Raw genomic sequence first — 22,226 nt, 5'->3', positions numbered from 1 at the left:
GCGTCACGCCTTGAGCAGCCCGGCGCCGTGCAGGGCGTCGGCCGCGGCGGCGACGGTGTCGAACGGCAGCCCGGACCGCTCGGCGACGTCCAGCAGACTGTGCTCGCCGTCGGAGAGGTTGAGCACCCAGAGCATGGCCATCTGCGCCTGCTTCGCGTCGCTGCGGCCGCCGAACGAGTCGTACAGCCCCCGCCGCCCGAGCTGTGGTTCGCCGTAGGGGCTGAGGTTGAGGTACCGCCGGTTGCGGTCCAGGACGCCGAACGCCTCGCGGCAGACGGCGAGCGTGTCCGCCATCGCCCGGGGGGAGACGAAGTCCAGGTTGTCCGCCGAGGTGTGGTACTCCGGGTAGCCGGCGTACGGGGTCCGGGTGAGCGAGCCCACGCCGAGGTCGAACCCGGGCGAGCAGAACTGCCGCTCGTCGTATCCGTACGGCGTGAACTCGGCGATGCGGTGCGGCCGTTCGGAGGCGGCCAGGACGTGCCGCAGCACCCGGTCGATCTCCGCGTCGCCGCGCCTGCTCCGCTTGTACGTCAAGGGCCCCGGGTCGCCGGCGCAGGCCAGCACCAGCCCGTGCTTGACCCGTTCCACCCGTTCCGCGTTGAGGGCCAGCCAGGTGATCGCCCCGATGGTGCCGGGCGCGAACAGGAACCGGTAGGTGTAGTACGGCCTTTGCTCCGCCAGCGTCCGGGCCAGGAACGTCGCCACCGCGATGCCGGCCAGGTTGTCGTTGGCCAGCGACGGATGGCAGACGTGACAGGAGACGATCACCTCGTCGGCGACCTGGCCGGGGACCACGTGCTCGGCGTAGGTGAGGTGGCCGTCGGCGAGCGTGGAGTCGATCCGCACCTCGTACTCGCCGTCCGGCAGCGCGTCCAGGGTCTCCTGGGCCAGGCAGAACCCCCACTCCGGCCGGTAGTAGCTGGTGCGGTACGGCACCCAGGACGGGTGGTCCGGCAGGGTGTGCAGGTGCGGGCGCAGCTCGGCCAGCGGCATGGTCGCCGACACCGGCACGCTGTAACCGAGCACGTGCAGGCTGGACGCACGGAAGTCGACGACCCGCCGGCCGGAGGTGTCGGCGACGTACGCGTCCCGGATGTTCCACTCCTGCGGCACCGTCCAGTCGAGCACCTGCGTCCCGGTCGGCACCTCGTGCACGTGCAGCGGGAGGTACTCGCCGACGATCTCCAGGGTGGCGCGCACACCGTCGCCGGTGATGCTCCGGCAGAGCGGGTACAGCCGCTCCACCAGTTCGTACATCTCCTCGCCGGACGCGGTCACCGGCGCCACCGCAGGGTGTCGTCGACGGCGCCGGCGTCGGACGCCGCGCGCAGCACGGCGAGGCGGGTGAAGCGCCGCTCGAAGTCCTCCCGGGTCAGCCCGTGCTTCCGGTAGGCGTCGGCGAGTTCGAGCGCGCCCCGCTTCACCGTCCACTCGCAGTCGAAGCCGGGGATCGCGGCGCGGAACCGGGAGAAGTCCACCCGGTACGACCGCGGATCGGCACCGGTCTCCCCGGTGATCACCACCTTCGAGCCGGGTACCGCCTCGGCGACCTGCTCGGCGATCTCGGCGACCGTGACGTTGTTGACCTCGCTGCCGATGTTGAACGCCCGGTCGTGCACCGCCTCCCGCGGCGCGGTCAGCGCCGCCGTGAAGGCCCGCGCGATGTCGGCGGCGTGCACCAGCGGGCGCCAGGGGGTGCCGTCGGAGAGGACAAGGACCTCGCCGGACAGAAGGGCATGACCCACCAGGTTGTTCAGCACGATGTCGGCGCGCAGCCGGGGCGAGTACCCGAAGGCGGTGGCGTTGCGCATGTACACCGGGCTGAAGTCGCCGTCGCAGAGCGCGTGCAGGTCGTCCTCCACCCGCACCTTGGACTCCGCGTACGGCGTCACCGGGCGCAGCGGGGCGTCCTCGGTCACCAGCTCGCCGCCGCCGGCGGCGCCGTAGACCGAGCAGGTCGACGCGTACAGGAACCGCTGCACCCCGGCGTCGCGGGCCAGTCGGGCCAGGCGTACGGAGGCGTGGTGGTTGATGTCGTAGGTGAGCTCCGGCGCCAGCGATCCCAGCGGGTCGTTGGACAGGGCGGCCAGGTGGATCACGGCGTCCACCCCGGCCAGGTGGTCGGCCGTGACGTCGCGCAGGTCCACCCGCTGCCCCGGCGGGTCGGCGGGCGCCGGGCCCAGCAGGCAGTCGGCGAACAGGCCGGCGTCGAGGCCGGTGACCTCGTGTCCGGCGGCCGTGAGGACCGGGGCCATCACGGTGCCCAGGTAGCCCTGGTGTCCGGTGAGCAGTACGCGCAAGGTTCAATCCCCCAGGTCGAGAGTGAGTTTGGTGACGGCGAACGCCTCGGCGTAGCGCGCGTGGCATTCGATGCCGCGGATCCGGGCGAGACCGAGGAAGGCCTCCCGGTCGTACCAGGGCCGGTGCCGCTGCGAGGGGTAGTGCTCCTGCAGCAGCCGCACCTTCCGCTCGGCGACTTCCGGTGACAGCGGCTGGTACGCCGCCATACGGCCGAGATCGCCGTCCCACTTGACGATCTCGTAGCCGAGCACGAGGTGGTCGCGGAACGCGGTGGTCATCAGTCGTGCCAGGCCGCGGTGGTCCTGGTGCGCGTCCTCGGTGCGCGGGGCCAGCACGAGGTCCGGCTCGGTCCGCCCGCGCAGCTCCTCGACCGCGGCCTTGGCCTCCTCCCAGTGCGCCGGTATCCGGCCGTCCGGCAGCTTCAGCACGGTCAGCCGCAGGTCGGCGCCCGGACAGAAGGCGGCGAGCGCGGCCCGTTCCTCCTGTTCCCGCTCGCCGCCACCGCCGGAGAGCACCAGCGCGTCGACACGGAGACCCGGCCGCGCGAGGCACATCGCGAGCAGGGTGCCGCCGGCGCCGATGGCGATGTCGTCGCAGTGCGCGCCCACCGCGACGACCCGGTCCAGGCGCCCGGCGCCGAGCCGGATCACGCGCCCACCCCCGCGCCGGCCCGCTCCCACACGGCCCACGGGCGGTCGCCCCGGGCGTAGGCGGCGTCGAGCGCGGCCCGCTCCTTCACGGTGTCGGTCGGCTTCCAGAAGCCGCGGTGCTGATGTGCCACCAGACGCCCCTGCTTGGCCAGCCCCGCGCATCCGTCGGCGACCAGGTCCCCGTCCTCGGGGATGTGGTCGAAGACCTCCTGGCGGAGCACGAAGTAGCCGCCGTTCTCCCACAGCGGCATGTCGCTCACCGCGGTGATGCCCCCCACCAGGCCGTCCTCACCCAACTCCACGCAGTGGAACGAGGACTGCGGCGGCACCACCATCATCGACGCACCGGCGTCGCGCCGGGCGAAGCGGTCGATCATCTCCGGCAGCGGGGCGTCGGTGAGCACGTCGGCGTAGTTGGCGAGGAACATCTCGTCGCCGTCCAGGTGGTGCCGCACCCGGCGCAGCCGCTCCCCGATCGGTGACTCGATGCCGGTCTGCGCGAACGTGATCGTCCAGTCGGAGATGTCGGTGGACAGCAGCTCGGTCCGCCCGCCGCGCAGCACGAAGTCGTTGGACGTCGTCTCCTCGTAGTTGAGGAAGAAGTCCTTGATGTGGTGGGCCCCGTAGCCGAGGCACAGGATGAACTCGGTGTGCCCAAAGTGCGCGTAGTAGCGCATGACGTGCCAGATCAACGGCCGGGGGCCGACCATCGCCATCGGCTTGGGCACGTCGTCCGCGGTGCCGTTGCGCATCCGCATCCCGTAACCGCCGCAGAACAGTACGACCTTCATGCTGTGACCTCTCGGGACGCGGCCTCGACGATGCTCAGTTCCGGTATGGGGAAGACCAGCCGGCCGCCCCACTCGTGCACGAAGGACAGCTGCTCGACCAGCTCCTCGCGCAGGTTCCACGGCAGGACGAGGACGTAGTCCGGCTTGTCGGCGGCGATCCGCTCGGGTGCCAGGACCGGGATGCGGGTGCCCGGGGTGAACCTGCCGTGCTTGTAGGGGTTGCGGTCGACCGTGTACGGGAGCAGGTCGGGCCGGATGCCGCAGTGGTTGAGCAGGGTGTTGCCCTTGCCCGGGGCGCCGTAGCCGACGACGGTCTCGCCGCGCTCGGCCGCCTCGATGAGGAACTTGAGCAGGTCCCGGCGCACCTTGGCCACCCGGGCGGAGAACTCGGCGTACCCGGTCAGCTCCTGCAGCCCGGCGGCCTTCTCCCGGTCCAGCACCTCGGCCACCCGCCCGCTCGGCTCGCCGGCCACTTCGGCCGGCCGGGCCCACAGCCGGATGGAGCCGCCGTGCGTGGGCAGCAGCTCGACGTCCACGAGGGTGAGTCCGCCGCTCGCCAGCGCCCGGGCCGCGGACGCGACCGTGTAGTACTGGAAGTGCTCGTGGTAGATCGTGTCGTACTGGTTCTCCTCGATCAGGGTCAGCAGGTGCTGCACCTCGACGGAGACCCAGCCGTCGTCGGCGACCAGGGCGCGCAGGCCCCGGGTGAACCCGACCACGTCGGGGATGTGCGCGTACACGTTGTTGGCGACGACCAGGTCCGCCGGGCCGTGCTCGGCGCGGACGGCCGCACCGGTGTCCGGGCTCAGGAACTCCGTGAGCGTGGGCACGCCCGCCTCGCGCGCCGCGGCGCCGACGTTCACCGACGGCTCGATGCCCAGGCAACGGATGCCCCGGTCCACGACATGTCTCAGCAGGTAGCCGTCGTTGCTCGCGACCTCGACCACGAAGGCGTCGGGGCCGAGCCCCACCCGCGCCGCGGCGTCCGCGACGAACGTGCGCGCGTGCTCCACCCAGGAGGTGGAGTAGGAGGAGAAGTACGCGTACTCCTCGAACGTCTCCTCCGGTGTGATCAGCGGCGGGATCTGCGCCAGCCAGCAGTCGGTGCAGACCCGCAGGTGCAGCGGGTACGCCGGTTCCGGCCGGTCCAGTTGGTCCGCGGCGAGAAAGCTCTCACACGGTGGCGTCGCCCCGAGGTCGACGACGCTCGCCATCGCTTGCGAGCCGCAGAGTCGGCATCGTGTCATCTGCTGTCCCCATCCCCCCTGCCCGCGCGGGTGTCCCCGTCGCGAGCCGGTGCCGACCGCCCCGCGATCGCGGTGCGGTATCCCTCCACCAGGCGCTCCAGGCCGACGGCCGGGCTGAAACCCTGCTCGTATCGGCGTCGGGCCGCCCGGCCCATCTCCCGGCCCAGGCCCGGGTCGGCGGTGATCCGGCGTATGCCGGACGCGAGCGAGGCGGCCTCGCCCGGCCGGTGCAGCAGCCCGGTCGCCCCGTCCTCGACGAGTTCGGTGAAGGCGCCGTGACCGGCGGCGACGACCGGCACTCCGGCCGCCATCGCCTCCACGACCACCAGGCCGAACGCCTCCAGCCACGTCGAGGGGGCCACCACGGCCACCGAGCGTGCGATCGCCCGCCGGCACCGCTCCGTGTCGTACAGGCCGGCGTACCGCACGTCGTCCCGGCCCGCCGCCCAGGCGGTCACCTCCGGCTCCAGCGGCCCCGTACCGGCGATCACCAGCGGCACGCCCACACCACCGGCGGCGGCGATCTCGTCCCACGCGGTCATGAGCAGCCGTACGCCCTTGGCCTCGGCGAGCCGGCCGAGGTAGAGCAGATGCTCCCCGGCGCCCGTACGGCGGACGTCCGTATCGGGCACGAAGTTGTGCTTCACCGCCAGCCGCTCGGCCGGCATGCCGGCCCGCACCAGGACGTCGCGCTGCGCCGCGGAGATGCAGAAGAACCGCTCCACGCCGGACCACCACCGCCGCCGGTTGACCGACAGACCGACCGCGAGCGGCACCGTCGCCGCCCGGGAGCCGCGGTAGCAGCCGTGCCGGACGGCGGGCAGCGGCGCCGCCCCGACGCACTCGGCGCACGGCCGGCCGTCCCGCTGGAGCGTGCCGGGCGGGCAGACCTGGGTGTAGTTGTGCAGCGTGGCGACGGCCGGCACACCCGCGTCGGCGCAGGCGGCCAGTACCGCCGGCGACAGCAGCGGGAAGACGTTGTGGACGTGCACCACGTCCGGCCGTCCGGCGCGCAGCCGGGCGGCGAGCTCCCTGCGGACCGCCGGGTTCCACGGCACGAGCAGCGGTACCGCGGCCTTGCGCGGCAGGGACATGGCGGCGATGTCGTCGCTGCGCCGCTCGAACACCTCGACCCGGTGGCCGGCTTCGCGCAGCAGCGCCACCTCCTGGTCGACGACCTTGTTCTCCCCGCTCGGCTGCGCCGAGGCGTAACGGTTGTGCACCACGAGGACGTGCATGCTCAGATCACCTCCGGTCTCTGGGCCCAGCGCGGAACGCGTCGCCGGGGGGCGTCGGGCACCGGGAGGGGAGCGGCCGGGGCGGGTGCCGCCAGGAGCGAGGCGGCCACGGCCAGGTGCAGCAGGTACGGCGAGGCGTCGCCCAGTCCGGCCTCGGTGTACGACGCGATCGCGCAGTAGCCGATCAGGAAGATCGCGCAGGCCCTCGACAGCGACGGCGGCCGCAGCAGCGCGACGCCGCCCAGCACGACGAGGAACGCCGCCACCAGGACGACACCGGTCATGCCCTGCTCGTGGTAGACGGCCAGCCAGCTGTTGTCGATCGGCAGCCCGCCGAACGACTTGTCGCCCAGGCCCGTGCCGAGCAGGTGTTCCGAGGTCGTCCGGGGTGCCGCCAGCAGGGCGTCCCAGACCTTGGCCCGGCCGGTGAGGCTGGTGAAGTTCTCCTGGCTCTGCCCGCGCAGGAACCACGCCTGCAGCGCGGAGCCGAACACCACCGCGGCGACGGCGGCGCACAGCACCGTCCAGGTGAAGAACCGGCGGGCGGCGGCGCTGGTCAGGACGAGCGAGCCGATCGCCAGCGCCAGCCCGACGAGCAGGCCGACCGTGGCCGTCCGGGTGTGGGTCAGCGCGAGCAGGACGAGCGACGGCACGACGACGACCGCCGCGCCGCGCCGGTCGGTTCCGCGGCCCAGCAGAAGCAGCACGGTGAGCCCGATGATCACCGCGGCGTACTGTCCGATCTGCGGCGGGGTGAGCGGCCACAGCGCGCCGACCAGCCGCCCGCCGTACAGGTCGGGCAGGGCGGCACCCGGTGAGATCGCCAGGCCGGTGGCGACCGACCCGAGGACCAGGAAGTACATCCGGATGTGGTGCCGTACGAACGTCGTGCCGCCGTCCCACCAGCGGCTGAGCAGCCACAGCGTGGCGACGAAGAGCGCCAGCCGGGCGCAGCGGAACAGCGCGCCGAACCCGGACTCCGGGTCCGCGCTGGAGATCACGCTCGGCACCAGCAGCAGGGTGAGCAGGAACAGGTAGGCGCTCGGCCGGACGCGCAGCCGGGGATCGACCGCGAGCGCCAGCGTGAACGCGACGGCCAGCGCGCCCATGGTGACCATCTGGATGAGGGAACGGGGCAGCGGGACGATGGTCTTCGCCCCGGCGGAGCCGAGCGTGTTGAGGACCAGCAGCCCCCAGGCCGTCCCGACGAGCTTCGGCGTGCGGTCCGTGGTCATCTCAAGCCACCGCCCTGTGCGCGGAAGGTGCTGCCCGCGTCCTGCCGGTACGGAGGCCCCTGCCACTGCACGGCGTCGAGCACCCGGCTCGGGTCGTGGGCGGTGAACCTCCACGGTCCGACGTAGGTGTTGTCGTGCCAGCGGTTGTGCTGCTCGCGGGTGATCGCCTCGGACACCCGCTCGCCCTGGTACGGCGACCAGTCCGGGTAGGTGCCGTAGTTGGCCAGCACCGCCATCCGGTCGCACATCGCCGTGCAGTCCACGACGGACTTGTCCAGCACGAAGCGGTTGTCGTGGATGTCCACCCGCTGGGTCCTCCACCGGCAGTCGGCGTAGAGCGGCGCGGTGGCGATCGCCGGCTGCGCGCAGCGGTCCTTGTCCTCCACCAGCAGCGTGCAGTCACCGGAGGAGGTGTTGGCGGGGCTGTTGCAGAACCGGTCGGCGTTCTCCCACAGGGTGATCCCGGACCAGTTGTCCTCCAGCACGTTCCGGTGGATCTCGATCCTGTCGGTGCGGGCCCGCACCCGGGGTTCGCCGCCGGACTCGGAGATGTAGACGGTCGCGAACGGGAAGGTGTCGCCGCGGTCGGCGTACCTGCGGCCCTCGACCCAGTTGTTCCGCCGGATCGTGTTGTCCCGGACGACCGCGTTGTAGCTGGTCTCGTAGATCAGCGCGGCACCGTCGTTCTCCTCCAGCACGTTGCCCTCGATGCGGAAGTCGTTGTTGTTGGTGTCCGCCCACAACCCGGTCCCGCGGTTGTCGTGCACCCAGTTGCCGCGTACGTCGGCGCCGTCGACGGCCCAGAACTTGACGCCTCCGGTGCAGCCGCAGCCCGGCCGCCGCCGCTCCCAGTCACCGGTGTTGTTGCCCGTGATCTCGTTGCCCTCGACCACCAGGTCGTCGAGGGCGCCGTCGGATTTGTACGCGTTCATGCCGTACTGGCCGTTGTCGCGCAGGCAGTTGGCGCGGACCTGCTGGCGGGCGCCGGCCATCAGCCCGGCGCCGGAGTTGTCCCGGATCGTCGAGTGCTCGATCACCCATCCGTCGGCCGAGTCGTGGTTGACCACGCCCTCGTCGTGCGGCGCGACGAACCCCCGCACGGTCAGGTGGCGGATGGTGACGTCGCGGGCGGTGCCGCCGAACGCGTACTGGTTGGTCCTGCGGCCGTCGAGCACCGCGCCCGGCGCGCCGAGGTAGGTGTTCCCCTCCTTGGGGACGACCTGGGCGTAGCGGTCGGAGTCGAGCCGGTGCCTGCCCGGCCGGAGCCAGAACGTGGTGCGCGGGGGACTGTTCCTGGTCTTCGCGGCCAGGTCGCCGGCGACCGCGGGGTCGACCGTCACCGCGCCCGCCGGCGCCTTCGCCGGCCCGGCGGCGGGCCGGTCGCACACCCGGGCCACGGACGCGGACGGTGCGGCGGTCGGCTCCGGCCGCGCGTCCGGCGTGCCGCCGTCACAGCCGGTCGCCGCCGCCAGCAGGACCAGCGTCAGCGGTGCAGCCGGTAACGCCCGGTGCCGCCACTTCATCCCCACGGATCAGGCCCCCTGACCGCGGAAGCCGAGGACGGTGGTGTACTTCTCCGTGCCGTCGGCGAAGCCGGTGCCGACCAGCGTGGTGGCGGGTTCCTTGCGTCCGAAGCCGGCGGAGTACCAGCCCAGCGGCGGCTCGGTCTCGCCGCGGTGCGCCCGCCAGGAGAGCCGCCCGGGCAGGTCGAGCACCGCGGAGCGGTCCTCGCCGTCCCGGGTCCAGGTGAGCACGGCCCGGTTCCCCGTCAGGTCCGCGGTGATCTCCGGGCCGAGGTGGAACGCCAGGCGCGCGGCCCGGCGCGGGCCGCGCACCTCGTCGACCACCCTCAACTCCTGGGTGACGGAGTCCAGTTCCACCTGGCGGCGGTGTACGGAAGGCCGGTAGCCGTCGTGCTCGGCGCACCAGCGGGCCACGCCTCCACCGGACGTGTCCACGGCCAGGACGCGGCTGCGGGCGTGCCGGGTCCACAGGAACGGGCCGCCGGAGACGGACTGGTCACCGCCGTCCAGTCGCAGGGTGTTGTGGCCGAGGGTCGACCGGAAGTACCGCCGCCACTCGGGCTGCCCGTGGTAGCAGTACGTCCCGGGGTCGGCGAGCACGTCGACCCCGTCGTGCCGGACCTCCACGGACAGCGCGTCCGCGTGGGCGTGCGCGGCGATGGACAGGAAGCCGTGCGGACCGCCGTCGCAGCGGCACCAGATCTTCTCCGGACCACGCAGGATCGTCATCCCCGCGTCGGCGAAGTGGGCCGGCCGGCTCGCGGGGCGCGCGGTTCCCTTTTCCGCGTACGGGCGGATGAGCGCGGCCAGCAGCGGGGTGCGCACATCGGTGCCGGTCACCGTCGGCCACCAGTCGAGCCGGCCGAACACGGCGTCCCCGGTGGCCAGCAGCGAGCCCCAGCGGTCGGTGCCCGCGCCGTCCACGACCAGACCGTGCCCGTCGTCCGCGTCCCCCTGGCGCGGCGGCCGCAGCCGGTTGTCCACGACGGCCGCGAGCGCGTCGGTCATCCGCAGCAGCACCAGCCGGACCGTCGCGGGCACCGGCACACCGGCGGCGTCCGCCTCCGCCACCGCGGCCAGGCCGAGCTCCAGCACCAGCCCGTGGTACTCGGTGGCCAGCTCGCGGTTGAGGCCGGAGAGGAACGTGTTGCCGCGCAGGTGCCGCTCCAGCGACCGCAGTGCGTCGGCCCGCCGGCGCGCCGAGTCGGGGAACCACCCGAACGCGCAGGCCGCGGCGAACTGCCCGGCGGCCTCGGCGATGACGTGGTTGTTCGCCGAGGAGCCCCGGCTGGGGAAGGCGGCCAGCCAGCGCTGGTGGTGCCAGATCTGGTGCAGCGCCACCGGGTTGCCCTCGAACAGGGCGGCCGCGCCCGGCCAGCCGTCGAGCAGCCGGCGGACCCACACCCAGGACAGCAGCCGGATCCCCAGCTCGATGCCGCTGACCCAGTGCACCCCGCGCAGCGGCGGGTTGGCCGCCCACCACGACCGCAGGTGCTCGGCCACCCGCTCGGCGTACCGCTCGTCCCCGGTGACCGCGTAGGCGGCGGCGAGCCGGGTGAGGTACTGGTGCCGGGACGGCTCCCAGATCTGCTTGATGTCCCCGACCGCGTCCTCGTCCCGGTACGGCACGTCGAAGGCGTAACCCTCCGGAGCCCGGCGTCCGGTTCTCGGGTCGTACCACCAGTCCGGGTCGGTCAGGTCGTCGCGGTCCGCCCCGAAGTACTCGGCGTGCCCGGCCATCAGCCGGTCCGCGTCGGCGACGAGCCGTTTCGCGGCGTCCGGCGGCACCGCGGCGACCGCCCCCGCGGGCAGGACCGCGGTGAACCGGGCGCCGGTCACGACCGGGCAGTCCGGCGGCGGCACCGACCGCCACCGCCGTCTGCGCACCGTGTCGCCCACCCGGCCGCCGATCTCCCGCGGCCCCATCCGGGACAGCCGCCGCAGGTACCATCCCGCGCTCATGCTCATCGCGACCCCGTGAGCGTCACCGGCACGCCCCCGGCCAGGCCGGCCTGTACGGCGAGGGTGGCCGCCGTGGTGGTGACCAGCGACCGGAGCGGCACCGGCATCGGTCCGCCGGTCCGCACGGCCTTGACGAACGCGGCCAGTTCGGCGTTCTGGCCCTTGTCCCGCGCCTTCGGCAGCCGCGAGCTGACCCACCGCTTACGGCCGTACACCGAGGCGCGGACGAAGTCGTCGAACCGCAGCACCTTGCCGTCCGCGATGAGGTCCAGCGTCTCCTTGGGGAACCCGGAGGATCCGGTGGTGACGTAGCTGATCGTGGCGGTGGACCCGTCCGGGTAGCACAGGACGACCTGGAGGTCCTCGTTGCCGGACGGGGCGACCGCGTACACCGAGACCGGGTCGGCCTCCAGCAGCCAGCTCGCCGTGTCGATGAAGTGCCCGCCCTCGCCGGCGAACCGCGAGCCCTCGGTGCCCTGCTGGAGGTACCAGCTGCCGTGGTCGAGGCGGCCCGCGTTGACCAGGTAGCGCAGGCTCGCCGGACCGCTGCGGGTACCGAACCGCTTCCTGGCCTCCTGGAGCAGCGGCGCGAACCGGCGGTTGAAGCCCACCTGCAGCCGGTCGTTGCCGGACTCCTCCACCGCGGCGAGCACCCCGGCCAGTTCGTCCTCGGTGAGCGCCAGCGGCTTCTCCACGAACACCGCCTTGCCGGCCAGCAACGCCTTCCGGGTCAGCTCGGCGTGCGAGCTGTGCCGGGTGACCACGAACACCGCGTCGACGGACTCGTCGCCGAGCACGGCGTCGAGATCGGTGGTGGCCGCCGTGAAGCCGAACTTGCGCTGCGCGTTGGCCCCGGACAGCGCCGTCGTGGTGACGACCGTCGACAACTCGACGCCGTCGCGCCGCGCCAGGTGCGGCAGCAGCATCGACGACGCGTAGTTGCCCGCGCCGACGAACGCGAGACGCACCGGCGTCCGCGCGGCCCGCACCGGGCTCCGCTTCACGTCCACGGAGGGCACGGCCACCACCGGGGCCTGCGCCTCGGCCTCCTGTCCGGGGTACCGGAACAGCACCGCCACGGCCTTCAGTTCGCCGTCCTTCAGGCTCCGGTACGTCTCGACGGCGTCGTCGAAGTCGGCGACGTGGGAGACCAGGGGCTCCACGTCGACGCTGCCGCGGGCCATGAGGTCGAGGAAGCACGCCAGGTTGCGGCGCTCGGTCCAGCGCACGTAGCCGATCGGATAGTCCCGCCCCTGAAGCTCGTACTCCGGGTCGTAGCGGCCGGGCCCGTACGAACGGGAGAACCGGACGTCGAGCTCCTTCTCGTAGTACGCGTTCCACGGCAGGTCCAGACGGCACTTGCCGATGTCGACGACCCGGCCGCGGTCCCGGCTCAGCCGGGCGGCCAGCTCGACGGGCTGGTTGCTGCCGCCGCCGGCGGCCAGGTACACCTGGTCCACGCCGTGACCGTCGGTGAGTTCGGCGACGGCGTTCTCCACGGTCGCGGACGCGGGATCACCGCAGGCCGCCGCGCCCAGACGCTCGGCGAGCTCGCAGCGCGCCGGGTCGGGGTCGGCCCCGACGACCCGTACCCCCGAGGCGGCGAGGAGCTGCACCACCAACTGCCCGATCAGCCCGAGGCCGACGACCAGCGCCACCTCGCCGAGCCGCGACTCGCCCTGCCGGACGCCCTGCAACGCGATCGACCCGACCGTGCCGAAGGCCGCGTGCCGGGGCGCGAGGCCGTCCGGCACCGGGACGTAGAGGTTCTTCGGCACCCAGTTCAGCTCGGCGTGCAGCGCGTGCTCGTTGCCGGCGCAGGCCACCAGGTCGCCGGCCTTCACGTCGTCGATCCCCGCGCCGACCTGCTCGACCACCCCGCACAGCGAATAGCCCAGCGGCGTGTAGGAGTCCAGCTTGCCCATCACCTTGCGGTAGGTGGCGGGCACCCCGTTGACGGCCACGCTCTGCACGACCTTCGCCACCTGGTCCGGCCGGGAACGCGCCTTGCCCACCATCGACATGCCGGCCTCGGAGACCTTCATCAGCTCGGTCCCGGTGGAGATCAGCGAGTACGCGCTCCGCACCAGCACACCGCCCGGCTTGCAGCCCGGCACCGGCACGTCGAGCAGCGCCAGCTCGCCGCTCCTGTAGTTCTGCACAACCTGTTTCACCGGAAGTCCTCTTGTTCTCTACGCCGTCAAGGAAGGGGTCTGGCCGGCCTGGGAGGTCGCGCCGCGGTACCAGTACTCGAGGGTCAGCACATGCCACAGATGCTTGGAGAAGTCCCGCTGCCCGGCGGCGTCCTCGGCGACGAGCCGTTGAAGCGCGTCACGGCGCAGGATCCCGGAACGGACGAGCTCGCCGTCGTCGACCACCTCGCGCACCAGCGGTGCCAGGTCCCGGCTCATCCAGGCCCGCAGCGGGGCGCTGAACAGGCCCTTGGGCCGGTACACGATCTCCCGGGGCAGCACCGACGTGGCCGCCTCCTTGAGGACGGCCTTGCCCTGCCGCCCGACGATCTTGCGGTCGCCGGGGAAGGCGAACGCCGCCTTCACCACCTCGACGTCCACGTACGGCACCCGCACCTCCGTCGACGCGGCCATGCTGGAACGGTCCGTGTACGCGAGGTTCAGGCCCGGCAGGAACATCCGCGCGTCGCCCAGGCACATGCGGTTGACGAAGTCGTCGAGGTCGTTGTCCTGATAGGTGTCCGCGTGCTCGGTCAGCACGTCGTCGACCACCGGGGCCAGGTCCGGATCGATCAGGGCGAGCAGTTCGTCCCGGTCGTACATGGTGTAGCTGCGCCGGAACGCGGTCTCCTCCGGCAGATCGGCGAAGGAGAGGAACCGCTTCGCGAAGCGCACCGACCGGTATCCCCGGCGGGACGTGGCGACCGGCAGCCGGTCCACGACCCCGGACACCCCGCGCCGCAGGGGCCGCGGGACACGCTGGTAGCGCAGTGCGAGCAGGTTGGCCAGGTGCTTGCGGTACCCGGCGAACAGCTCGTCGGCGCCCATCCCCGACAGCATCACCTTGACCCCGGCCTCCCGGGCGGCCGAGCAGATCAGGAACGTGTTGATGGCGGCGGGGTCGCCGATCGGCTCGTCCAGGTGGTACGTCATCCGCGGCAGCAGGTCGAGCACGTCCGGGGCGATCTCGATCTCGTGCAGGTCGACGCCGAACCGCCCGGCCACCTGCCGGGCGTAGCGCAGGTCGTCCGGCATCGCCTCGAACCGGGCGTCCTCGGCGCGGAACCCGATCGTGTAGGCGGAGATGCCGGGCTGGTGGCGGGCGGCCAGCGCGGTCAGGTAGCTGGAGTCGAGACCGCCGGAGAGGAAGGTCGCCACGGGCACGTCGGAGAGCAGGTGCCGCCGGGTCGACTCCTCGACGATCGCGGCCAGGTCCGGCCGCTCGCCGGCCAGGGCCCGCTCCCGGCCCTCGGCGGCGACGTCCCTCAGGTTCCAGAACCGGCCGCGCTCCACCCGGCCGTCGGGCCGGCACCGCAGCCAGCTCCCCGGCGGCAGCTTCTCCGCCTCGCGGAACGCGCACCGCGAGTCCGGCACCCAGTAGTACAGCAGCGAGGCCACAAGGGCCGCGTGGTCCACTTCCAGCGTCTGGCCGGTCACCGCGGCGAGCGCCTTGAGCTCGGAGGCGAACACCAGGCCCTCACCGCGCCGCAGCAGGAACAGCGGCTTGATGCCCAACTGGTCCCGGGCCAGCACCAGTTCACCGGTCCGCTCGTCGAAGATCCCGAACGCGAACATGCCGCGCAGCCGGGGCAGACAGTCCGTGCCCCAGCGCCGCCAGGCCTCGAGCACCACCTCGGTGTCGGAGGTGCCGCGGAAGCGCACCCCGGCGGCCGTCAGCTCCGTCCGCAGCTCGGGCGCGTTGTACAGCTCGCCGTTGTACGTCAGGACGAGGCCGTCCGAGACCATCGGCTGGGCGCCGGTCTCCGACAGGTCGACGATGGCCAGCCTGCGGTGCCCGAGGTGCACCTCGCCGTCGCCGACGGGACGGCTGTACCGTCCCGCCCCGTCCGGGCCGCGATGGGCGAGGACATCGGTGAGCCGGTCGGCCACGGCCTTCCCGTCCGGCCACCGGTACGTGCCTGCGATGCCACACATGTCCTACCGCGCCTCCTGGTCGCTGTCCGGGACCCGGGCCGCCGGCATCGGCAGCCGCTCCGTCCCCCGCCGGCCTTCCCCCACCGCCCGCACGGCGGGGGAGGCACCCCCGCCGTCCGGCCCGGCCGGCCGCTCGCCGCGGTCGCGCGGCACGGTGTGCGGCCCGTCCCACAGCGTGCCGTCGGTCCGGTCCCGCGGATCGGGGTCGATCAGCACCACGCCGATCACCGTGATGCGCTGCTCCGCGAGCTGCCGCGCCACGGTGTGCAGCCACGCGGCGCTGCCGTGCCCGGCCCGTACGACGAGCACGGTCCGGGTGCCGAGGTACCGGAGGTCGGTCCACGCGGTGCCGGGTGCCACCGAGCCGACACCGACCCGGCGCTCCCCGGACGCCACGGCCGCGGTGTCCGTGCCGCCGACCACGGTGGGGTCTCCCGGCCTCGGGCGGTGCTTGGCGAGCTGCGGGCCGGGCAGACCGTCGACGACGGCCACCGGTCCGTCCGCCCCCAGGGCCCCGGCGAGGTCCAGGGCGATCGCGCTCGCACCGCGCGCACAGCCCAGTTCCAGCAGCGACACCGGTTCCGCGGAGCCCCGTACGGTACGGGCCAGGGACACCGTGAGCCGTTCCCGTGCCGCCCGGACCCGCCGGCGCCGCCACGGTCCGGCCGGCCGGCCGGGCAGCTCCGCGATGACGGAGGCGCCCAGGTTCGCCGCGATCTCCCGGCGCAGCACGGGGCGGTCCGCCACCACCGCGCCGACGGCGGCCAGCGCGAGGCCGAGCGCGAGCCCGAGGACGAGCCCGATCCCGGCGTCGGTGGCGGCGGTCCTGGGCAGGGAGTGCTCCACCGCCCGCGCGGCGTCCACGATCTGCGTGCCCGCGACGAGCCGGGGCGTGCCCAGCCGCGCCTCCTCGGCACGCTGGTCGAAGTCGGTGATCCGCGAGGTGAGTTCGGCCCGGCGGGCGAAGAGCGACTCGAGGTTCGCCGACGCCTCCGGGTCGCTCCGTGGCGGTCCCTCCCCGATCTCCTCGTTGACCCGCGCGAGTTCGTCCCGCATGTCGTCGCGCCGGCCGAGCAGGGCCTTGGACTCGGCGTCCGCGGCTTCCTTGATCCGCTTCACGTGGTCCGCGACGAACGCCTCGGCCAGCGCCTCGGCACGGGCCACCGCCTCCGCGTCGCTGTCGCCCGTCACGGTGATCCGCAGCAGGTTGTTGGTCAGACCGGTGCCCTGGTAGTCCCGCATGAAGTCCTCCGGGCGTTCCGGGGAACCGAGGGACCGCAGGGCCTGTCCGGCGATCCGCGTGGTCCCCAGCAGCGCGGCGTCGGTGCGGATCAGTGTTCCGGGGTCGTTCGGCTGGTCCGCCTCGTGCGCGACCAGCACCGTGGTCACCGCGGTCGGCGGCGCCGGCAGCAGGACCGCCACCGCCGCGCCGGCCAGCAGCCCCAGCAGCGCCATGGAACACCACAGGCGGCGCCGCCTGCGCACCGCGACCACCAGCGCCTGCAGGTCCAGCAGCGGAGCGGCCGACGGCTCCGCGTTCGTACGTGTCGTCACCGTGGGCCTCCCGTCGCGTCGTCGCCGGCCGTGAGCGCCGGCGCGGCGGTGTGGCGGGGACGGCGGGCGGACCGTGTCGTACGGGTCCGGACCCGGCCGGCGACGACGACGCCGACGATCTCGTGCCCCGCGTCCGCACACGCCTCGGCGATGCCGGTGAGCTCCCCCGCGGTCCAGTCGCCCGCGCTGAGCACGACCAGGGCACCGGACTCGTCGCCGCGGTCCGGCACCACCGGCCGGGACACCGCGACCTCCGTCACCCGCAGCAGGGGATCCCCCTCGGCCTCGGTGACGAGCCGCTCGGCGGCCCGGTGGGCGACCTCGTCGCCGTCCGGGACGACGACCAGCAACCGCCGCCCGGAGCGCGGCAGCCGGTCCCGGAGGCGGGCGCACACCCGCCGGTAGCGGATCCGCCGGCCGGCCTCGTCGCCGGACGTCCACGGGGCCGGTACGTCCCACCGGACGTCGACGCCGAGGAACCGGCGGATCCGGGCCCGCACGTCACGGTCCTCCGGCGGGTGCGCGGGCCGCCCGGCGGGCACGTCGACGGTACCGAGCGGCACCGTGCCCAGCGCCGCGACGATCTCCGGTTCGGTGTGCAGCCGACGGCTCGCCCGCGCGGCGGCGAGATGACCGACGACCGCGAGCAGGAGGAACAGCAGCGCCCCGCCGACGACGAGCTGGATCCGCGTCGGCGGTGCCTCACCGTCCGGCCGGGCCGCCGGCCCCATGACGACCATGCCGGCCTCGTCGGCGGCCGGGCCGGCCTGCTCCAGCGCGGTGACGGCCTCCTGCAGCGCGGTGCGCAGCTTCGCGAGCTCGGTGCGGGTCTGCACGCTCTCCACGGTCCGGCCGGGATCGGCCGCGTCGGCCAGCTCGGTGATGCGGCGGCTGGTCCGCGTCACCAGCTTCCGCAGCTCCTCGGGCCGTGCCGCCGCCTCGGAGCCGGTGTCGTCGCCCGCGATCCCCGCGGTGAAGGCGACGAACTCCTGAGCCACCTGGTCGGAGAGCCGCTGCGCGCGCTCCGGGGTGTCGGCCGTGCCCGAGATCTTGATGATGTTCCCGTCGGCGGCCTCGGCGCTCACCCGCTCCCGCAGCTCGCCGCCGTCGACCCCGGCCCAGTCGAGCGTGGCGGCCACCCGGTCGGCCACCACCGAACTGGTCGCGATCTCCGTCCGGGTCAGCAGCTCGCGCTCCTCCCACGCCCCCGGCAGCAGGACCGATGCCGACGTCGTGTAACGCGGCGGGAACAGCACAGAGGTGCCGTAGCCGACGAGCGCGCCCAGCACGGCGAGGACGGCGAGCAGCCGCCACCGCCGGTGGATCATCCGCCCGACCGTGGCCAGGCGTATCGTGTCATCGCTCAACGAGGTGGCCTCTTCCCCGCCCGCCCCCGGGTGCCCGCCGACGCCGGGACCCGGTCACGGCAGGCGGCGGTGTAGGCGGCGAGCAGCGACGCCTGCGAGTTCCGCCAGGAGAGCTCCCCGCCGATCCGCTCCTGGCCGGTCCTGCCCATCCGGGCCCGCAGTTCAGGATCGTCCAGCAGCAGCGCGATGGACTTCGCGAACTCGGACTCGTCGTTCGCGGGCGCGTAGACGGCGGCGTCACCGGCGGAGACCCGCGCCTCCTTCAGGTCGAACGAGACGATCGGCCGGCCCATCGCCATGTACTCCAGGACCTTGTTCATGGTCGACACGTCGTTGAGCGGATTGCGCGGGTCGGGGGAGAGGCACACGTCCGCGGTGGACAGGTAGCGCACCAGGTCGGCGTCCGGGATGCGCCCGGTGAACCGCACCTGTTCGTCGAGCCCGAGCCGCCGGGACAGCTCCACCATCGCGTCGAAGGCGTCGCCGGAGCCGACGAACACCGCGTGCCAGTCGGTCCGTCCGACCTCGTCGCGCAGCTTCGCCAGGGCCCGCAAGGCGTAGTCGACGCCGTCCTGCGGGCCCATGACGCCCAGGTAGCACAGCAGATGGGGCTTGCCGTGCTTCAACTCCGGTTCGGGCGGCACCGGTCGGAACCGGTCGGTCTGGGGTGCGCTGCGCACCACGAAGACGTCCGACGGCCGCCGGCCGCCCCGGCGCACCGCGACGTCCCGGTAGCTCTCGTTCGTGGCGAGCACGATGTCCGCGGCCCGGTAGGTCATCCGTTCCAGCGCGCACACGCCGCGGTAGAGCAGGTCCTTGCCGCGGCCGAACCGGGAGAGGTACAGCTCGGGCACCAGGTCGTGCTGGTCGAAGACGAACCGCGCGCCGCGCCGCTTCAGCCACAGGGCCGGCAGGAACAGCAGGTCGGGCGGGTTGCAGGCGTGGACCACGTGGACCGGGCCGACCTTCCGGGCCAGCCGGACCGTGTGCCACAGCGCCGATCCGTACTCCCGCAGATAGCCGGCCGGCCCTCCGGTGGCCGCGCGCAACGGGTAGCGGTGGATCCGCACCCCGTCGATCACCGCTTCGGGTTCCGTGTCCCGTCTGCTCCCCTGGGGGCAGATGACGTGCACCGTCCAGCCCGCGTCGCGCAGGGTCGTGCACTCCTGCCACACCCGCCGGTCGAACGGCACCGACAGGTTCTCCACCAGGATCAGCGCACGCCGGCCGTGCCGGTCGTCGCGGGCTGTGTCGTCGAACGACGTGTCACCAAGCAAGGCCCATGTACCCCGGTTCGGTCCGGCGCGTCTCGGCGTCGGGAAGGCGGACGAGATCGACGATCACCGGACCGTCGCCGTGGGGCAGCGCCGACAGCACGGCCGGGTCCTTGGTCCCGACCAGGCACACCTCGGCGTGTTCGAGCACCTCGTCGACGGAGTCCGCGAGCAGTTGCGCGAGGTGCGGCAGCCGGGTCTCGACGTACTCGCGGTTCGCGCCGAGCAGCCGGGAGAGGCTCACGTTGGCGTCGTGGATCCTCAGGTCGTACCCCTTGCCGAAGAGCCGCTCCGCCAGCTCGACGAGCGGGCTCTCGCGCAGGTCGTCGGTGCCGGGTTTGAAGGACAGCCCGAACAGTCCCACCCGGCGCTTGCCGGTGCGCTCCACCAGCTCCACCGCGCGCTGCAGATGGTCGGCGTTGGAGGGCAGCACGTGGGAGAGGATGGGCACCGAGACGTCGGCCCGCTGCGCCGCGTGGACCAGGCTGCGCAGGTCCTTGGGCAGGCAGGAGCCGCCGAAGGCGAAGCCGGGCCGCAGATAGGCGGGGCTGATGTTCAGCTTGCGGTCGGCGAGGAACACGTCCATCACCTGGTGCGAGTCCACCCCGAGCGCCTGGCACACCGCGCCCAGCTCGTTCGCGAAGCCGATCTTGAGGCCGTGGAACGCGTTGTCCGCGTACTTGATCGCCTCGGCCGTCGGGACCGGCACCCGGAACACCTCGCCGGGCAGACCGTCGTACAGCGCCAGGACCGCGTCGCCGCTCGCCGGATCGAGCTCGCCGACGACGGTCTTCGGCGGGTCGAAGAAGTCCCGCACGCTGGTGCCCTCGCGCAGGAACTCCGGGTTGACCGCGACCCCGACGTCCACCCCGGCCGTGCCGCCGACGTACTTCTCCAGGATCGGCACCAGCAGGTTCAGGCAGGTGCCCGGGAGCATGGTGCTGCGGAACACGACGGTGTGCCGCCCGCCCCGCTCGGCCAGCGCGGCGCCGATCTGCTCGGTGACCCGCTCCAGGTACGTGGTGCACAGGCTGCCGTTGGGCTCCGACGGCGTGCCCACGCAGATCAGCGATATCTCGCTGTCCATGATCGCCTCGCGGACGTCGCCGGTGGCGCGTAACGCCCCGCTCTCCACCACCTCGGCGACGAGCTCGCCGATCCGTTCCTCGACCACCGGGGCCTTGCCGTCGTTGACCAGGTCGACCTTCACCTGGTTGACGTCCACCCCGATGACCTCGTGGCCCATGCTGGCCAGGCACGCGGCCGACACACAGCCCACGTAGCCGAGCCCGAAAACGCTGACTCTCACGTTCCGTTCCTCCCCCCCGGGCAGGCCCTCACGGCCTGCGGTCCGTGCGCCGTCCGTACGACGACGCCGCCCCCCGCGCATCAGTAGGCCCCCTGCCCGTAGAGCACCGCACGCAGCGTCTTCCACAAGATCACTGTGTCCAGGGCGAGCGACCAGTCCTCCACGTACCGCAGGTCCAGCCGGACCGCCTCCTCCCACGACAGGTCGCTGCGTCCGCTGATCTGCCACAGGCCGGTGAGGCCGGGCTTGACCAGCAGCCGCCGCCGGATGTCCGGGCCGTAGGCGGCGGACTCCTCCGGTAACGGAGGCCGCGGCCCGACGAGCGACATCGATCCGGTGAGTACGTTGAACAGCTGCGGGAGTTCGTCGATCGAGTACCGGCGCAGCACCGCTCCCACCCGGGTCACCCGCGGATCCCGGTGGAGCTTGAACAGCGGTCCTGCGCCCTCGTTCAGGCCGGCCAGCTCGGCACGGGCCCGGTCGGCCCCGACGACCATGGTGCGGAACTTGAGAATGGTGAACTCGCGGCCGTCCTTGCCGACCCTGCGCTGACGGTAGAACGCCCCGCCCCTGCTGGTCGTCAGCACGAGCAGCGCGACGCCCGCCATCAGCGGCGCGAACAGCAGCAGCAGGATCGTTGCGCCCAGCCGGTCGACGACCCCTTTGACCGCCCGGCGGCCCCCGGTGAAGGCCGGCATGCTGACCCGCAGCAGCGGGATCCCGAGCACCGCGTCGATGTGCAGCCGCGGGCCGGCCACCTCCATCAGCACGGGGGCGACGACCATCTCGGCGTCGCTGCCCTCGAGGTTCCAGGCCAGCCGCTGCAGCCGGTGCGGTGACCAGTGCGGGTCCGGGGTGACCGCGACGACCCGGTAGCCGTCGCGGCGGACGTGGTCGGCGACGTCCGCCAGCCGGCCGACGACCGGCACTCCGTCCACCCGGTCACCGTCGGGTCCGAGACCGTCCGTCGTGCACACCGCGTCCACCCGCCAGCCGAGGTGCGGGAACCTCCGGGTCCGGGTGATCAGGTCGTGCACGGTGGCCGGGCTCCCGGCGGCGAGCACCGGTCTCAGGCACCGGCCCTCCTTCCGCTCCCTGTGCAGCCACAGGCGCAGCAGATACCGCACGATCATGGTGACGACCGCGATCGCGGGGATCGCGACGAAGATCCAGAGTTTGATGTTGCGCGAGGTGAGGGCGATTCCGCCGAGCGCCAGGACGACGGTCGCCATGAACAGGGAGCGTCCGAGCCGGCGGAACTCCTCGGCGCCCTGGCCGAGCACGGACGAAGACCACGCCCGGCCCACCGCGAGCGCCCCCAGCACCAGCAGCCAGGTGCCGAAGGCGAGGATCCCCCATTTCTCATGCCAGTTGGCCGCGTCCCGGACCCCGAAGAAGTTGCCGATCGCCGCCACCACGCAGGCGGTGGTCACGGTGTCGCCGGTCATCACGGTACGGCGGTACCGCTGCTCCCAGTCGGTCGCGGGTCTGCTGATTCTCCCGTTCGCCAAACGCTCGTGCGCCGACGGAAACGGGCCGACTAATTCCCCCTGCCGCACAGAACCCCCCAGGTCCCCAGTGGTTCGACGTGTTCCCCTGACACCGTTTCTCCACCCGGGAGGCCCCCGCCCCCCGCGCCGCGCCGTTC

16 protein-coding genes are annotated in these 22,226 nt (G+C 73.0%); all 16 read right to left on the bottom strand.

The genetic code is table 11. The features are described from left to right. Positions 1–3: 3 nt before the first annotated feature. Positions 4–1,287, bottom strand: a complete 1,284-nt coding sequence (locus ACF1DX_RS11545; protein ID WP_391790979.1) for a DUF4910 domain-containing protein — start codon at positions 1,285–1,287, stop codon at positions 4–6. Next, a complete protein-coding gene (locus ACF1DX_RS11540) occupies positions 1,275–2,300 on the bottom strand; it encodes an NAD-dependent epimerase/dehydratase family protein (protein ID WP_391790978.1) in 1,026 nt (341 codons plus the stop codon). Before ACF1DX_RS11540 ends, ACF1DX_RS11545 begins: the two co-directional genes overlap by 13 nt. Positions 2,301–2,303: 3 nt before the next feature. Continuing rightward, a complete protein-coding gene (locus ACF1DX_RS11535; RefSeq protein ID WP_391790977.1) occupies positions 2,304–2,951 on the bottom strand; it encodes a PIG-L deacetylase family protein in 648 nt (215 codons plus the stop codon). Further along, complete coding sequence (locus ACF1DX_RS11530; protein WP_391790976.1) at positions 2,948–3,742, bottom strand: glucose-1-phosphate cytidylyltransferase; 795 nt, start codon at positions 3,740–3,742, stop codon at positions 2,948–2,950. Before ACF1DX_RS11530 ends, ACF1DX_RS11535 begins: the two co-directional genes overlap by 4 nt. Then, positions 3,739–4,989, bottom strand: a complete 1,251-nt coding sequence (locus ACF1DX_RS11525) for a methyltransferase domain-containing protein (RefSeq protein ID WP_391790975.1) — start codon at positions 4,987–4,989, stop codon at positions 3,739–3,741. The genes ACF1DX_RS11530 and ACF1DX_RS11525 overlap by 4 nt, the downstream gene beginning before the upstream one ends. Beyond that, positions 4,986–6,227: a glycosyltransferase gene (locus ACF1DX_RS11520; protein WP_391790974.1), complete on the bottom strand. Its 1,242-nt coding sequence runs from the start codon at positions 6,225–6,227 to the stop codon at positions 4,986–4,988. Before ACF1DX_RS11520 ends, ACF1DX_RS11525 begins: the two co-directional genes overlap by 4 nt. 2 nt (positions 6,228–6,229) lie before the next feature. Beyond that, positions 6,230–7,462 carry an O-antigen ligase domain-containing protein gene (locus ACF1DX_RS11515; protein WP_391790973.1) on the bottom strand — a complete coding sequence of 411 codons (1,233 nt, stop codon included), beginning with the start codon at positions 7,460–7,462 and terminating at the stop codon, positions 6,230–6,232. Then, positions 7,459–8,991, bottom strand: a complete 1,533-nt coding sequence (locus tag ACF1DX_RS11510; protein ID WP_391790972.1) for a right-handed parallel beta-helix repeat-containing protein — start codon at positions 8,989–8,991, stop codon at positions 7,459–7,461. The genes ACF1DX_RS11515 and ACF1DX_RS11510 overlap by 4 nt, the downstream gene beginning before the upstream one ends. Positions 8,992–8,994: 3 nt before the next feature. Continuing rightward, a complete protein-coding gene (locus ACF1DX_RS11505; protein ID WP_391790971.1) occupies positions 8,995–10,953 on the bottom strand; it encodes an alginate lyase family protein in 1,959 nt (652 codons plus the stop codon). Continuing rightward, positions 10,950–13,121, bottom strand: a complete 2,172-nt coding sequence (locus ACF1DX_RS11500; protein ID WP_391790970.1) for a bi-domain-containing oxidoreductase — start codon at positions 13,119–13,121, stop codon at positions 10,950–10,952. The genes ACF1DX_RS11505 and ACF1DX_RS11500 overlap by 4 nt, the downstream gene beginning before the upstream one ends. 18 nt (positions 13,122–13,139) lie before the next feature. Then, positions 13,140–15,074 (bottom strand): asparagine synthase (glutamine-hydrolyzing), encoded by a 1,935-nt coding sequence (gene asnB / locus ACF1DX_RS11495; protein ID WP_391790969.1) that lies wholly within the window; start codon positions 15,072–15,074, stop codon positions 13,140–13,142. 3 nt (positions 15,075–15,077) lie between these two features. Then, positions 15,078–16,628, bottom strand: a complete 1,551-nt coding sequence (locus ACF1DX_RS11490; RefSeq protein ID WP_391790968.1) for a Wzz/FepE/Etk N-terminal domain-containing protein — start codon at positions 16,626–16,628, stop codon at positions 15,078–15,080. After that, positions 16,625–17,995, bottom strand: a complete 1,371-nt coding sequence (locus tag ACF1DX_RS11485; protein WP_391790967.1) for a polysaccharide biosynthesis protein — start codon at positions 17,993–17,995, stop codon at positions 16,625–16,627. The genes ACF1DX_RS11490 and ACF1DX_RS11485 overlap by 4 nt, the downstream gene beginning before the upstream one ends. Continuing rightward, the gene (locus tag ACF1DX_RS11480; protein WP_391790966.1) at positions 17,992–19,272 is read right to left on the bottom strand and encodes a glycosyltransferase family 4 protein; all 1,281 of its coding nucleotides are present in this window, start codon (positions 19,270–19,272) and stop codon (positions 17,992–17,994) included. Before ACF1DX_RS11480 ends, ACF1DX_RS11485 begins: the two co-directional genes overlap by 4 nt. Further along, positions 19,262–20,578: a nucleotide sugar dehydrogenase gene (locus tag ACF1DX_RS11475; protein ID WP_391790965.1), complete on the bottom strand. Its 1,317-nt coding sequence runs from the start codon at positions 20,576–20,578 to the stop codon at positions 19,262–19,264. Before ACF1DX_RS11475 ends, ACF1DX_RS11480 begins: the two co-directional genes overlap by 11 nt. An 80-nt stretch (positions 20,579–20,658) precedes the next feature. Beyond that, complete coding sequence (locus ACF1DX_RS11470) at positions 20,659–22,137, bottom strand: sugar transferase (RefSeq protein WP_391790964.1); 1,479 nt, start codon at positions 22,135–22,137, stop codon at positions 20,659–20,661. Positions 22,138–22,226: the final 89 nt, after the last annotated feature.

Source organism: Streptomyces sp. NPDC014676, from assembly GCF_043084105.1.
GTDB lineage: Bacteria > Actinomycetota > Actinomycetes > Streptomycetales > Streptomycetaceae > Streptomyces.
Note: the sequence above shows the minus strand (reverse complement) of the source record. Positions and strands in the feature narration are given on the sequence as shown.